Annotated in this window: 14 protein-coding genes and 1 tRNA gene; 8 read left to right on the top strand and 7 right to left on the bottom strand. The window is 63.5% G+C overall.

Going from position 1 to position 12631, the window contains the following annotated elements; all coding sequences use genetic code 11:
• Positions 1–138 precede the first annotated feature (138 nt).
• A complete protein-coding gene (locus F6X39_RS15040) occupies positions 139–609 on the bottom strand; it encodes a hypothetical protein (RefSeq protein ID WP_090801467.1) in 471 nt (156 codons plus the stop codon).
• Between the two features lie 287 nt (positions 610–896).
• Here F6X39_RS15040 and F6X39_RS15035 point away from each other — a divergent pair, with 287 nt between their 5' ends.
• The 3 genes from F6X39_RS15035 to F6X39_RS15025 all read left to right on the top strand — a co-directional run bounded on the left by F6X39_RS15035 (position 897) and on the right by F6X39_RS15025 (position 3049).
• Complete coding sequence (locus F6X39_RS15035; protein WP_187617177.1) at positions 897–2117, top strand: Bcr/CflA family multidrug efflux MFS transporter; 1221 nt, start codon at positions 897–899, stop codon at positions 2115–2117.
• A gap of 214 nt (positions 2118–2331) precedes the next feature.
• Complete coding sequence (locus F6X39_RS15030; protein ID WP_187617176.1) at positions 2332–2562, top strand: hypothetical protein; 231 nt, start codon at positions 2332–2334, stop codon at positions 2560–2562.
• Between the two features lie 82 nt (positions 2563–2644).
• Positions 2645–3049 (top strand): RidA family protein, encoded by a 405-nt coding sequence (locus tag F6X39_RS15025; RefSeq protein ID WP_187617175.1) that lies wholly within the window; start codon positions 2645–2647, stop codon positions 3047–3049.
• Between the two features lie 145 nt (positions 3050–3194).
• Here F6X39_RS15025 and F6X39_RS15020 read toward each other — a convergent pair whose 3' ends face one another.
• The 6 genes from F6X39_RS15020 to rph all read right to left on the bottom strand — a co-directional run bounded on the left by F6X39_RS15020 (position 3195) and on the right by rph (position 7457).
• The gene (locus F6X39_RS15020) at positions 3195–3614 is read right to left on the bottom strand and encodes a DUF4279 domain-containing protein (RefSeq protein WP_090801462.1); all 420 of its coding nucleotides are present in this window, start codon (positions 3612–3614) and stop codon (positions 3195–3197) included.
• An 11-nt stretch (positions 3615–3625) separates the two neighbouring features.
• Positions 3626–4402, bottom strand: a complete 777-nt coding sequence (locus F6X39_RS15015) for a hypothetical protein (RefSeq protein WP_184058069.1) — start codon at positions 4400–4402, stop codon at positions 3626–3628.
• Between the two features lie 287 nt (positions 4403–4689).
• Positions 4690–4779, bottom strand: a tRNA-Ser gene (locus F6X39_RS15010).
• 55 nt (positions 4780–4834) lie between these two features.
• Positions 4835–6064, bottom strand: coding sequence for a radical SAM family heme chaperone HemW (gene hemW / locus F6X39_RS15005; RefSeq protein WP_187617174.1), 1230 nt, complete (start codon positions 6062–6064; stop codon positions 4835–4837).
• Positions 6061–6666 (bottom strand): RdgB/HAM1 family non-canonical purine NTP pyrophosphatase, encoded by a 606-nt coding sequence (rdgB, locus tag F6X39_RS15000; RefSeq protein ID WP_222945225.1) that lies wholly within the window; start codon positions 6664–6666, stop codon positions 6061–6063. The genes hemW and rdgB overlap by 4 nt, the downstream gene beginning before the upstream one ends.
• 53 nt (positions 6667–6719) lie before the next feature.
• Positions 6720–7457, bottom strand: a complete 738-nt coding sequence (rph, locus tag F6X39_RS14995; protein WP_090801456.1) for a ribonuclease PH — start codon at positions 7455–7457, stop codon at positions 6720–6722.
• A gap of 200 nt (positions 7458–7657) precedes the next feature.
• Here rph and F6X39_RS14990 point away from each other — a divergent pair, with 200 nt between their 5' ends.
• The 5 genes from F6X39_RS14990 to F6X39_RS14970 all read left to right on the top strand — a co-directional run bounded on the left by F6X39_RS14990 (position 7658) and on the right by F6X39_RS14970 (position 12617).
• Positions 7658–8581, top strand: a complete 924-nt coding sequence (locus tag F6X39_RS14990) for a YicC/YloC family endoribonuclease (RefSeq protein WP_187617172.1) — start codon at positions 7658–7660, stop codon at positions 8579–8581.
• Positions 8582–8600: 19 nt separating this feature from the next.
• Positions 8601–9284 carry a guanylate kinase gene (gene gmk, locus F6X39_RS14985; protein ID WP_090801453.1) on the top strand — a complete coding sequence of 228 codons (684 nt, stop codon included), beginning with the start codon at positions 8601–8603 and terminating at the stop codon, positions 9282–9284.
• A 60-nt stretch (positions 9285–9344) separates the two neighbouring features.
• The gene (gene rpoZ, locus F6X39_RS14980) at positions 9345–9548 is read left to right on the top strand and encodes a DNA-directed RNA polymerase subunit omega (RefSeq protein ID WP_008921215.1); all 204 of its coding nucleotides are present in this window, start codon (positions 9345–9347) and stop codon (positions 9546–9548) included.
• 99 nt (positions 9549–9647) lie between these two features.
• Positions 9648–12008, top strand: a complete 2361-nt coding sequence (locus F6X39_RS14975; protein ID WP_184023294.1) for a RelA/SpoT family protein — start codon at positions 9648–9650, stop codon at positions 12006–12008.
• Between the two features lie 123 nt (positions 12009–12131).
• Positions 12132–12617 (top strand): phage protein NinX family protein, encoded by a 486-nt coding sequence (locus tag F6X39_RS14970; protein ID WP_187617171.1) that lies wholly within the window; start codon positions 12132–12134, stop codon positions 12615–12617.
• Positions 12618–12631: the final 14 nt, after the last annotated feature.

The following is a 12631-nucleotide window of genomic DNA, read 5'->3' as shown; positions in this document are numbered from 1 at the left end:
GGGGTTGCGCAGCGGCGCAAAGGGCCTTGGACGATTCCCGCGGACACTTCGCGCGATGCTGGGATGGATCGAGAAATTGTACCGGAGTCGGCGCCGGCGGGCTGTGCGGGCGGGCGGTCGCGGCGGCGCGGGTTTCGCCTAGCTGCCCGGTGCGGGTATCGTCGGCGGCTTGCGCCTGCCGGTCAATTCGGCCCAGCGCTTCTCCAGCGCGCCTTCGGCGATCGGCTTGATGATCGTGCCCGAGCTTTGCGCATCCCACGTCTGCACCGAGAACGGATGCACACGCAGCTGATCGCGCGTGATGACCGGCGCGTGATGCGCATCGACGAGCCAGTCGTAGACGAAATCGATGCACAGCCGGTAGCCGCGTTTGGTCGACGCGTCGGGGACTTCGTAGGGCGCGCGCGTCACGTAGCCCGAACCGAAGATGCCCTTCGGCTCCTGCGCGACGCGATGCAGGAACACGCGATCGCCGGGCAGGATGCCGCGCGCAAAGCCGCAGCCCCACACGTCGGCCACCGCGTCGCCGGCCGCCACGCGTTTCGCGATGTCGGGCAACTCGGGCCACGGCCATTTTTTGGGGCTCCAGATCAGCAGGAAGGCGGTCATCGCGGGTTCGAACGGGATCAGGGGAAGGGCGTTGCGCGACGTCGAGCTTTTATGTCGGGCCGTCAAGCTGCGCATACGGAAGCGCGTTGGGCATGCTGGCGGCAGCTTAACCGATCGAGGCTGATTGCGCCGCGCCGCGCGGCGCTGTCGCGCAACGTCCACGCAGCGGGCCACGAGCGCCGTCAGCGGATTAACCGTCGCGTACAATCGAGCCGGTCAACTGATGGCCGTTCCCGCTTCACCCGTTCCGCTGCCGATGCCGGCGCGGCGTTCCATCCGGATTTCCCATGTCTCACGTCGTCAGACGCCGGCCCGATGGCCGGCTGATCCTGTTGCTCGGCGCGCTGGCCGCGTGCGGGCCGATTTCCATCGACATGTATCTGCCGAGCCTGCCGACCATCGCGCAGGCCTTCGCGGTCGGCACGGGCGCCGCGCAATCGACGCTCACGAGCTTCATGTTCGGCTTTTCGATCGGCATGCTGCTGTACGGTCCGCTGTCCGATACCTATGGCCGTCGGCCGATCCTGCTTGGCGGCATCATCATGTATGCGCTCGCGAGCATCGCCTGCTCGCTGTCGGTCTCGATCGGCTCGCTGGTCGGTTTCCGCTTCGTGCAGGCGTTGGGCGCGGGCGCGGCGTCGGTGCTGGCTCGCGCGATCGCGCGCGACGCGCACGAGCCGGGCGACGCGGCGCGCGTCCTGTCGATGATCGCGATCGTCACGGCGATCGGTCCACTGCTCGCGCCGCTGATCGGCGGACAGTTGCTGCTGCTGGGCGGCTGGCGCGCCGTGTTCGTCGCGCTGACGCTGTTCGGTTCCGTGTGCGCGGTGACCGCATTCCTGAAGGTGCCGGAGACGTGGCCGCGCGAAATGCGCGCGCAGTCGGCGCTGCTGAAGTCGTTCGGCGCGTATGGCACGCTGCTGCGCGATCCGGTCGCGTGGGGACACATGTTGTGCGGCGGCATGGCGTTCGCGTCGATGTTCGCGTACATCACGGCGACGCCGTTCGTATACATCGAGTATTTCCACGTGTCCGCGCAGCACTACGGCTTCCTGTTCGCGCTGAACATCGTCGGCATCATGGTCGGCAATTACCTGAACACGCGGCTCGTCGGCCGGCTCGGGCCGGTGCCGATCATCTCGTTCGCGGCGACCGTGAGCTTCGTCGCGTCGCTGTTCGTGTCCGTCGTGTCGCTGACGGGGTGGGGCGGCTTATGGTCGATCGTGTTCGGGCTGTTCTTCGTCGTCAGCGTGGTGGGCGTGTTGTCCGCCAACTGCACGACCGATCTGATGCATCGCTATCCCGCCAACGCGGGCGCCGCGGCGGCCGTGTTCGGCGCGGTGCAGCTCGCGCTCGGCGCACTGTCGAGCCTCGCGGTCGGACTGTGGCAGGACGGCACGCCGAAGGGCATGGGTATCGTGGTCGGCGTGGCGGGCTGTCTGTGCTTTGTCGGACGCATGCTCGTGATGCGTTGGCACGGGACGAAGTCGCCGGTTGCGGCTGTGTGAGCGTGTTGTTCGGATCTCGAGGGTGAGCACTGCGCGAGCGCTGTTAAAACGGCGTGAAAACTGGATGACGATCGTGCTATTGCGGCTGTGGGCATCGGCCGACGCGTGAGTTCATCGGACGCGTCTCCGGAAAACACCTGGTGTTGCGCGCGCACCACCGTGCGTCGCGGTTTGCATTGCTATGATGAAGTCACTGTTCCTCGGAGCGGCACTCATGGCGATCAAAGACCTGATGAACGGCGCACGGCAATTTGCCGCATTCGCCGAAGCGCAACGGCTGGCCGACAGCGGCGCTTATTACGATTACACCGACATCGAATACGTGTTGCGCTTTGATCACGGTTTGACGGATGTATCGGCTCTGCTCGATAGCCAGTTGATGCATCGCGATCTGAATCGTCGTTGCGCGGATGCGCGCGAAAAGCTCGAGATGGCGGACGCGTGATGCGTGTTGCGCCGTGCGCGGGTTCGTGCTGGATGAAGCACGGCGATGAATCGCTCCGAGATTTTCACTTCTGGAGTGGTGGATGACCGATAGCACGCACGCCTCACGTTTGCCCCACACCGACAATCCGGCCGCGCTGGCGAAACCCGGCGGCCACTACAGTCATGTCGCGGTCGCGAATGGCTTCGTCTTCGTGTCCGGGCAATTGCCGATCAACGCACAAGGCGAAAAGCTCGCCGATGCGTCGTTCGACGCGCAGGCCGAACAGGTTCTGGCCAATGTGAAGGCGGCGCTCGAAAGCGTCGGCAGCAGCGTCGCGCAACTGGTGCAGGTGCGCGTGTATGTCGTCGATGTCGAACATTGGGCGAGCTTCAATCACATCTGTGCGGGCTGGGCCGGCGAGGCAAGGCCGGCGCGCTCGGTCGTGCCGGTGCCGCAGTTGCACTATGGGTTCAAGATCGAGGTTGAGGCGGTGGCGGTGGTTTAGGTCGTGATGGTGGGTACGGGGGCCGTGCCTGTTTGCAGCATAGAGGATTAATTCAGAAGTGCGGCCCATAACACTCGCGCTGTGCCTTGCAGGGTTGCAAAAAAAGCCAATTCCCGAGCATCGGCTTGTGCATTCGAGCGAGGCTCTATCGATATTCATCGATCTCGACCGTGCCGCCCATGGCTTCCATCATGGTGCGAATATCGTCGGGCACGTCAGGCACGCGGTCGCCGCTCTCGTTGTCCCAATAGCAGAAGAAGCGCATCTGCGCGCAAGTGCGCTCGATGAGTTCTCGCAAATCGGCACGGGGTAGCCCGAGGTGGCCCACCAGATAGCGAAGATGAGGCGTCAGATCGTCGCTCATTATTGCCTCCGCGCTCGAAACGATCCATGTGCCTTGCCGCCAAGGAATGCTGCTCATCATGCCGGACGGCATTAACCTGGGCTGCCCTTTGGCTCCCGCGCGAGATGGTGATACGCCAAAATAGTTCGTCCAGAATTCGGGCGGCTCGGTGTCCTGATAGATCGTGAACGCTGCGTGGGCGAGTTTGTGTTCGGGTGCCATCTCTGTTTCTCTCAGGGTGCCCAGCTATGCATGTTGTCGATGATCGCGCCTCTGAACTCGACATTCCCATCGTCGTGCCAAATAACGTTGTCGTCCCCGCGCATTCGATTGTCTTCTTTCATCATATGGATCATCCTGCCGAAGGTCTTGCGGTCATACCCCAGCATCTTCGCCGCGTAGTTTGGGTTGTTCGTGCTCTCGGCGAGTTCAACCACATCGCCGCTCAACGCATCAGGCACATACTCAAACGGCTGCGCGTCGCCGAGCAGCGTTGATGAGCCTCTATCGCCAGCCCTGGCTGCCCGCGCAGCGTTCAACCGGGTTTGCCAGGTGGCCGGATCATACTGGACGGACAAAATGGGTTCGCCGTCCGGGTGACTGCCTGTCCTCGCTACGGGATTCATTAACGGCGTGCTGCTGTACGGTGACGGAAACAGGCCATTACGCGGACCTTTAACGGCAAGCAGTTTGCCCCGGCGAATCTCTTCGAGAAGAGCAACGATCACCCACCAGCCATCGGTATCAGGGTTGCGGTCCCGTACATCATGAAAAAACAGCCAGTGACTGCCAATGAGATTCCTAATCAGTTTCCGGTCCTCCTCCCACTTCCTGCGATTCAGTGCGGCGATAGCAAGAAATTCCCGGGTCTCCGCCCTGGCCCTCTGAAGGTCTGCGGCCTTGCCGAGGCACGCCTTATAGTGCCATTCGTCGCAGATGACATAACAGGCACCCGGTGGCCGCTGGCAGAACAGCTCCACGGAGTGCATTTCAAATACGGACAGGGACATGGGTGTGTCGATGGTCTATCTGAAGTCGCTGCCGGAGTTGACAGCAGTCAGATAATTACTGTGCGACAGGCAGTCCGTACATGGGCGACCACCCAAAATCTCGACGGCTCTCGACGAAACGGAAAAAAGCGCCCGCACGAACATTGCGGCTTTTCGCGCCCGTAGCGCGGATGTTCGCGGGCAGCGACCGTACCGCTGGTCTATCAGAGCGGAGAACTGCTCCACCTCGGGCCAGAAAAACAAAAACCCCGTAAGTCACTGAACTTACGGGGTTTTTCTTGAAAGCCTGGCGGAGGCGGTGAGATTCGAACTCACGGAAGGATTGCTCCTTCGCCGGTTTTCAAGACCGGTGCCTTAAACCACTCGGCCACACCTCCAAGCCGCAAATTGTAACCTGAAAAGACTTCGCTGCCGAGTCCAGGTGACCCGCCATCACTGCGGATCTTTCAGGAACAGCGCCTGCAGGTCGTTCAGGAACGCCTGGCCGAGCGGCGTCGGCGCGATCCGTTCGTGGTCGCGTGTGATCAGCTTGCGCTGTTCCGCTTCCTGCAACGCCGGCTCGATCGTCGTAATCGACAGGCCCGTGCGCTCGATGAACCGATGCACCGGAAATCCTTCTACCAGGCGCAGCGCGTTCAGCATGAACTCGAACGGCAGATCGCGCGGCCCGACCTCATGCTCTTCCTGCACGCTTGCACCAGCCCTGGCCTGCTCGATGAACGTGGTCGGATGTTTGTAGCGCGCCTGGCGCACGATGCGATTAGGAAACGACAGCTTCGTATGCGCGCCCGCGCCGATGCCGAGATAGTCGCCGAAGCGCCAGTAGTTCAGATTGTGTTTGCTCTGCCGATGCGGCTGCGCATACGCGGACACCTCGTAGCGCCCGTAGCCGGCCTCGGCGGTGCGTTGATGAATCCAGTCCTGCATGTCTGCGGACGCGTCATCGTCGGGCAACGCGGGCGGAAACCTCGCGAATAGCGTGTTCGGTTCGAGCGTCAGGTGATACAGCGACAGATGCGGCGGCGCAAACGACAACGCCGTTTCCACGTCGGCCTGACATTCGGCGAGCGTTTGCTTGGGCAGCGCGAACATCAGGTCGAGGTTGAAGTTGTTGAACGTGGTCGCGGCGACTTCGACCGCGTGGCGTGCCTGCGCCGCGTCGTGAATGCGGCCGAGCGCCTTCAGATGCGTTTCGTTGAAACTCTGGATGCCTACCGACAGCCGGTTCACGCCGCTCGCGCGAAACTGCGCGAACTTGTCGGCTTCGAACGTGCCGGGGTTCGCTTCGAGCGTGATTTCCGCGTCGGCGTCGAGCGGCAGCAGCGCGCGAATATCCGACAGCATGCGATCGAGCCCCGCCGCCGACAGCAAACTAGGCGTGCCCCCGCCGATGAACACCGTATGCACCTGGCGGCCCCAGATCAGCGGCAAGGCCATTTCCAGGTCGGCGCGCAACGCGTCGAGGTAGTCGTTCTCCGGGAACGTCTCGCCTTTCCACTCGTGCGAATTGAAGTCGCAGTACGGGCACTTGCGCACGCACCACGGGAAATGCACGTACAGCGCAAGTGGCGGCAGCGACGTCAAACGGATGCTGCCCGGCGACGTGAACGCACTGACGACACCCTTGCCGATGTCCGCCGGCGTCGATCGGATCGGAATCACGCTTCCTCCGACAGACGCGCGAGCAGTTGCCGCAGCGCGATCGCGCGATGGCTGCTCGCGTTCTTGACCGCCGGCTCGAGTTCGGCGGCGCTCGCGTTCAGCGACGGCAGATAGAAGTACGGGTCGTAACCGAAGCCTTGCTCGCCGCGCGGCGCGTTCAGGATTTCGCCATGCCAGCGGCCTTCGGCGATCAGCGGTTCGGGATCGTCCGCGTGACGCACGAGTGCGAGCACACAGTAGTAATAGCCGCGGCGGTCGCTCACGTCCCGCAGTTCGTCGACGAGGCGCGCGTTGTTCGCCGCGTCGCTTTTCTCGCCGCCGGCGAGTTGCGCGAAGCGGGCCGAGTAGACGCCCGGCGCGCCGCGCAGCGCGCGCACGCAAAGACCCGAGTCATCGGCGAGCGCGGGCAGGCCGGTGAGCCGCGCAGCGTGACGGGCCTTCGTCAGCGCGTTTTCGACGAAGGTGGGATGCGGTTCTTCCGCTTCCGGCACGTTGAGCTCGCCCTGCGCGATCAACTCGATGCCGGCCGCGCCGAGCAGCGCCGCAAATTCGCGCAGCTTGCCCGCGTTGTTCGACGCGAGCACGACCTTTTTCAGCGGCATTCCCGACGTTACGCCGTGAGCATTGTTCCCGTCACCGTCCTGACGAACCTCATTCACTGCTGCACTCCCAGCGCCTCTTTCTGCTTCGCGATCAGCGTGCTGATGCCGTCGCTCGCGAGATCGAGCAGCGCATTCATTTCTTCGCGCGAGAACGGCACGCCTTCCGCGGTGCCCTGAATTTCGACGAAGCCGCCCGCCCCCGTCATTACGACGTTCATGTCGGTGTCGCACTGCGAGTCTTCGTCGTAGTCGAGGTCGAGCACCGGCACGCCGTCGTACACGCCGACCGAAATCGCGGCGACGTAATCCAGGATCGGCGAGCTTTCGATGCGGCCCGTGGCAAGCAATCTGGCGACCGCATCATGCGCGGCGACGAACGCGCCGGTAATGCTCGCGGTGCGTGTGCCGCCATCGGCCTGGATCACGTCGCAGTCGAGATTGAGCGTGCGCGCGCCGAGCTTCTCGAGATCGAACACCGAGCGCAGCGCGCGGCCGATCAGCCGCTGGATTTCCTGCGTGCGGCCGGTTTGTTTGCCGCGCGCGGCTTCACGGTCGCTGCGGGTATGCGTGGCGCGCGGCAGCATGCCGTATTCGGCGGTGAGCCAGCCCTGGCCGCGATCGCGCAGAAACGGCGGTACGCTCTCGCTGACGCTCGCGGTGCAGATCACCTTGGTGTCGCCGAATTCGACCAGCACCGAGCCCTCCGCATGCTTCGTGTAGTGACGCGTGATGCGCACGTCGCGCAACTGGTGGGGCTGGCGGCCGCTGGGGCGTTGGGTGTCGTTGCTCATGTCGGAATGGGTCGGGATGGGCTGGAGGAGGGCGGAGGAAAAACCCTGATTTTACCGCCGATCGGATAGGGCGGTTGCCCATACGGATGGCTGCGACAAAAATGGGATAATGCCGATTCCCCGCCCCGCGTCTCGTACACGCCGGGCGATCCGCTTCTCAGGCCATCGTCTACCGCATGGCCCCAATCGCGAGAAATACGATGATCTACAGCATGACTGGCTATGCGAGCGCCACGCGCGAACTCGTGGCAGCCTCGGGCACGGGTGGCGTCAGCGTGTCGGTCGAATTGCGCACGGTGAACTCGCGCTTTCTCGATCTGAACTTCCGCATGCCGGAAGACGTGCGCGTCGTCGAACCGACGCTGCGCGAGATGCTGATGAACAAGCTGTCGCGCGGCAAGGTCGACATTCGCGTGAATCTGCAGCGCAGCGAGCAGTCGGCGAACGCGGGCGCGATCAACCGCGACGCGCTCGCCCAACTCGCGCAGCAGGAACGCACGGTGCTCGGCACGTTTCCTGAAGCCGGCCGTCTGCGCACCGGCGAAATTCTGCGCTGGCCGGGCGTGCTCGCCGAAAGCGGCATCGCGCCCGAGACGCTGCGCGAAGCGGTGCTCGGATGCGGCAAGCAGGCGATCGCGGACCTGATCGACGTGCGCGCGCGCGAAGGCGCGCAACTCGCGACGATGCTGCTCGCCAACGTCACCGAAATGGAGACGATCGTCGTGAAGATCACCCCGCTTGTGCCCGAGCTGATTGCGCGACATCAGCAGAAAATCGTCGAGCGTTTGCAGGAAGCGCTCGGCATCGCCGCGCCGGATGCGGCCGTGACGATCGTGTCGCGCGAAGAGATCAACGAGCGGATTCGCCAGGAAGTGACGATGTACGGCATTCGCATCGACATCGCCGAAGAGCTGTCGCGCCTCACCGCGCACCTGAACGAAACGCGTCACGTGATCGAGAAGGGCGGCAAGGTCGGCAAGCGGCTCGACTTCATGATGCAGGAGCTGAACCGCGAAGCGAACACGCTCGGTTCGAAGGCGGCGGCGAAGGAACTCGCGGATTCGTCGATGACGCTGAAGCTCTTGATCGAACAGATGCGCGAGCAGGTACAGAATCTCGAATAAGGCTGGAGCACCACACATCATGACCGACCACCATCCACGCGAAACCGGCGCGGCGCGCCATTCGTACGCCGGCGCTTATCCCGGCAACCTGTTCATGGTCGTCGCGCCGTCGGGCGCGGGCAAGTCGACGCTCGTGAACGCGTTGCTCGCGAGCGACGACGCGATCCGTCTGTCGATCTCCTACACGACGCGCCCGCCGCGTCCGAAGGAGCAGGACGGCGAGCACTATCACTTCACGAGCGTCGAAGATTTCATGCAGCGTCACGACGCGGGCGAGTTTCTCGAAAGCGCGGAAGTGCACGGCAACTATTACGGCACGTCGCGCGTGTGGATCGAGGAGCAGATGAAAAACGGCCATGACGTGCTGCTCGAAATCGACTGGCAGGGTGCGCAGCAGGTGAAGAAGCAATTCAATAACGCGGTGGAGATTTTCATTCTGCCGCCGTCGCTCGAAGCGCTCGAAGAGCGTCTGAAAAAGCGCGGCCAGGACGAGCCGAACGTAATCACACGACGCTTGCTCGCGGCGGGCGGCGAGATCGCGCACGCGGCCGAAGCGGAGTACGTCGTGATCAACGAGAACTTCGATCGCGCGCTGGCGGAGTTGCAGTGCCTCGTCGGCGCGACGCGCTCGCGCTTCGCGTCGCAGTACGCGCGTCACACGCAGCTTTTCATGCAGCTCGGCATCCACCTGCCGCATGCGTGAGCGCGGCGTGGTGTCAAGCACATAAGGTAGAATAAGCAACATACTGAGAAGGAACCCAACATGGCCCGCATTACCGTCGAAGACTGCCTCAAACAGATCCCGAACCGTTTCGAACTTGCGCTTGCCGCAACCTATCGCGCGCGTCAGCTCGCTCAAGGCCACACGCCGAAAATCGAAAGCCGCGACAAGCCCACCGTCCTCGCGCTGCGTGAAATCGCATCGGGTCAGGTCGGCGTCGAAATGCTGAAGAAGGTGCCGGTCTAAGGCCCACGGATTTTTCGTTTTCGACTTGCCGGTATTCGCCACACCGGATTGCTCAACGTGCAGAACTGCGTCCAACCCTGACCGCTACCGGAGGCGACCATGAGTGCTACCCCGCCCACCGCCACGGAAGCGGAGCACGACACCGACTCGCCGTCCTCTGCACGCAAGTACATCGACGCGGTCCTCGAGCAATCGTTTCGCCATCTGTTCGGGCCGACCGCCACGCCGGAGCAGCCGCGCCGGCATGACGTCGTCTCCATCGCCAATCTGACGTCTGCGCTGTCCGGCTATCTGCAGCCGGAAGAGATCAAGGACATCAAGGCGGCGTTCCACTTCAGCGACGAAGCCCACCTCGGCCAGTATCGCCAGAGCGGCGAGCCCTACATCACGCATCCGGTCGCCGTCGCGGAAATCTGCGCGGGCTGGAATCTCGACGCCCAGGCGATCATGGCGGCGCTGCTGCACGACGTGATGGAAGACCAGGGCGTGACCAAGGCGGAGCTCGCCGAGCGCTTCGGCGCGAAGGTCGCGGAGCTGGTCGACGGGTTGTCCAAGCTGGACAAGATGGAGTTTCGCAATCGCGAGGAAGCGCAAGCGGAGAACTTCCGCAAGATGCTGCTCGCGATGGCGCGCGACGTGCGCGTGATCCTCGTGAAGCTCGCCGACCGGCTGCACAACATGCGCACGCTCGGCGCGGTGCCGTCGGAGAAACGTCGCCGTGTCGCGCGCGAAACGCTAGACATTTACGCGCCGATCGCTCACCGGCTCGGCCTGAATAATACCTATCGCGAGCTGCAGGACCTGAGTTTCGCGAACTTCAACCCGCACCGTTACGCGACACTCGAAAAAGCCGTGAAGGCGGCGCGCGGCAATCGTCGCGAGGTGGTCGGCAAGATTCTCGAATCGGTGCAGCGCGCGATTGCGGACGCGAAGCTCGACGCCGAAGTCACCGGTCGCGAGAAAACCATCTTCAGCATTTACAAGAAGATGCGCGACAAGCAGCTGTCGTTTTCGCAGGTGCTCGACGTGTATGGTTTTCGCGTGGTCGTCGAGAGCGCGCTCGAGTGTTATACCTGCATCGGCGCGTTGCATGCGCTTTTCAAGCCTGTTCCGGGCAAGTTCAAGGATTACATCGCGATCCCGAAGGTGAACGGCTATCAGTCGCTGCACACCACGCTCGTCGGCCCGTTCGGCGCACCGATCGAGTTTCAGGTGCGCACGCGCAAGATGCACGAGATCGCCGAGGCGGGCGTTGCCGCGCACTGGCTGTACAAGAACGGCAGCGCGGATCTGAACGACGTGCAGATGCGCGCACACCAGTGGCTGAAGTCGCTGCTCGACATTCAGAGCGAAGCGGGCGATTCGAGCGAATTCCTCGAGCACGTGAAGATCGACCTGTTCCCGGATGCGGTCTACGTGTTCACGCCGAAGTCGAAGATCATGGCGCTGCCGCGCGGCGCCACCGCGCTCGACTTCGCGTACTCGATCCACAGCGACCTCGGCAACCAGTGCGTCGCGGTGAAGATCAACAACGAGCTGTTGCCGTTGCGTACCGAGCTGAAGAGCGGCGACATCGTCGAAGTCATCACGGCGCCGTATTCGAAGCCGAACCCCGCATGGCTCGGCTTCGTGCGCAGCGGCAAGGCGCGCTCGGCGATCCGTCATTATCTGAAGACGATGCGTCTGAACGAGTCGGTGCAGCTCGGCGAGCGTCTCGTCGATCAGGCGTTGAAGGGCTATGGCCTTGCGCTATCGGATGTGACGCCGGAGGCGTGGGAAAAGCTCGTGCAGTGGACGGGCAACAAGAACCGTCAGGAAATTTTCGCGGACATCGGTCTCGGCCGGCGGGTCGCCGCGGTGATGGCCAAGCGCATCGAAGTGCTGATGAGCGGGCGCGACGCCGACGACGACGGCTCGCGCTCCGAGTCCGGTTCGACGCCGCACGCGCCGCCGGTCGTCATCACCGGTACCGAGGGCATGTCGGTGCAGCTGTCCGCGTGTTGCCGTCCGATTCCGGGCGACGACATCATGGGCTATATCGGCATCGGTCTCGGCATGGCGATTCATACCACCGACTGCCGCGTCGCGCAGCGTATCCACCGGCGCGATCCGGGCCGCTGGATCGACGTCGCGTGGGCGCCGCAGCCGGGGCGGCTGTTCGATGTCGCGGTCAAGGTACTGGTCAAGAACACCAAGGGCGTGTTCGCCCGCGTAGCGGCCGACATCACATCGGCGGACGCGAACATCGTCCATATCGCGATGGACGAAGATCTGTCGCAGGAATCCACGATTCTGCGCTTCGTGATCCAGGTCAGCGACCGGGTGCATCTGGCCAACGTGATGCGGCGCGTGCGCACGAATCCCGATGTGATGCGCATCACGCGTGAGCGGCCGAGCGAAGAAGGGCATCACCGCCACGACGGCGGCATGCGCATCGACCGCGAGCGCGCGGATTACTGAACGGCTTCCGGCTGGGCGTCAGCGCGGCTTGGACTGGCGCTTCACGCCAGTCAGGCATCTTTCGTGCGGCGGCTCGGGATACAACTCAAGGCAGGTCTCACCTGAACTCCAGGGGGAACGCAGATGAACGTGTCCGACCTCGCTGGCGTGGCGCTCGATTACTGGGTGGCGCGCAGCCTGCACGACTTCGTGCGCGAAATCTACTTTACCGATAGCGGCGAGACTGTTGCGATCCGCGGTAACGATCGTGGTCGTCCGTGGGACGGGCGTTTCACGCCTTCCGCGTCATGGGAGGCGGCTGCCGTTGTGCTCGAGCGCGCGATGCGGCTCGACGTGCGCGAGCAGAGCGATAAAGGCGCGGTATGCGTCGCTGAGTTCAAGGGCGGGCAACGAGCCTCGGAGGGAATGGGCGACTCGCTGCGCATTGCTTTGCTGCGGGCGTTTGTCGTGAGCCGTTTCGGCGATACCGTCGACGACGTGCTGCGCGAGCGCCAGGCACTGACCGGCATGCGGACCGAGACGATCAGCGAGCAAACGGTGGGCGGGGTCGTCGAGGACTTGCCGCACCCGGATGGGCAAATTGGGGATATCCAGTCGCCGCCGCGATGAGTGGTGGCGCACGG

The sequence above is a fragment of the Paraburkholderia sp. UCT2 genome (assembly GCF_014397665.1).
In the GTDB taxonomy this organism is placed as follows: Bacteria; Pseudomonadota; Gammaproteobacteria; order Burkholderiales; family Burkholderiaceae; genus Paraburkholderia; species Paraburkholderia tuberum.
Note: the sequence above shows the minus strand (reverse complement) of the source record. Positions and strands in the feature narration are given on the sequence as shown.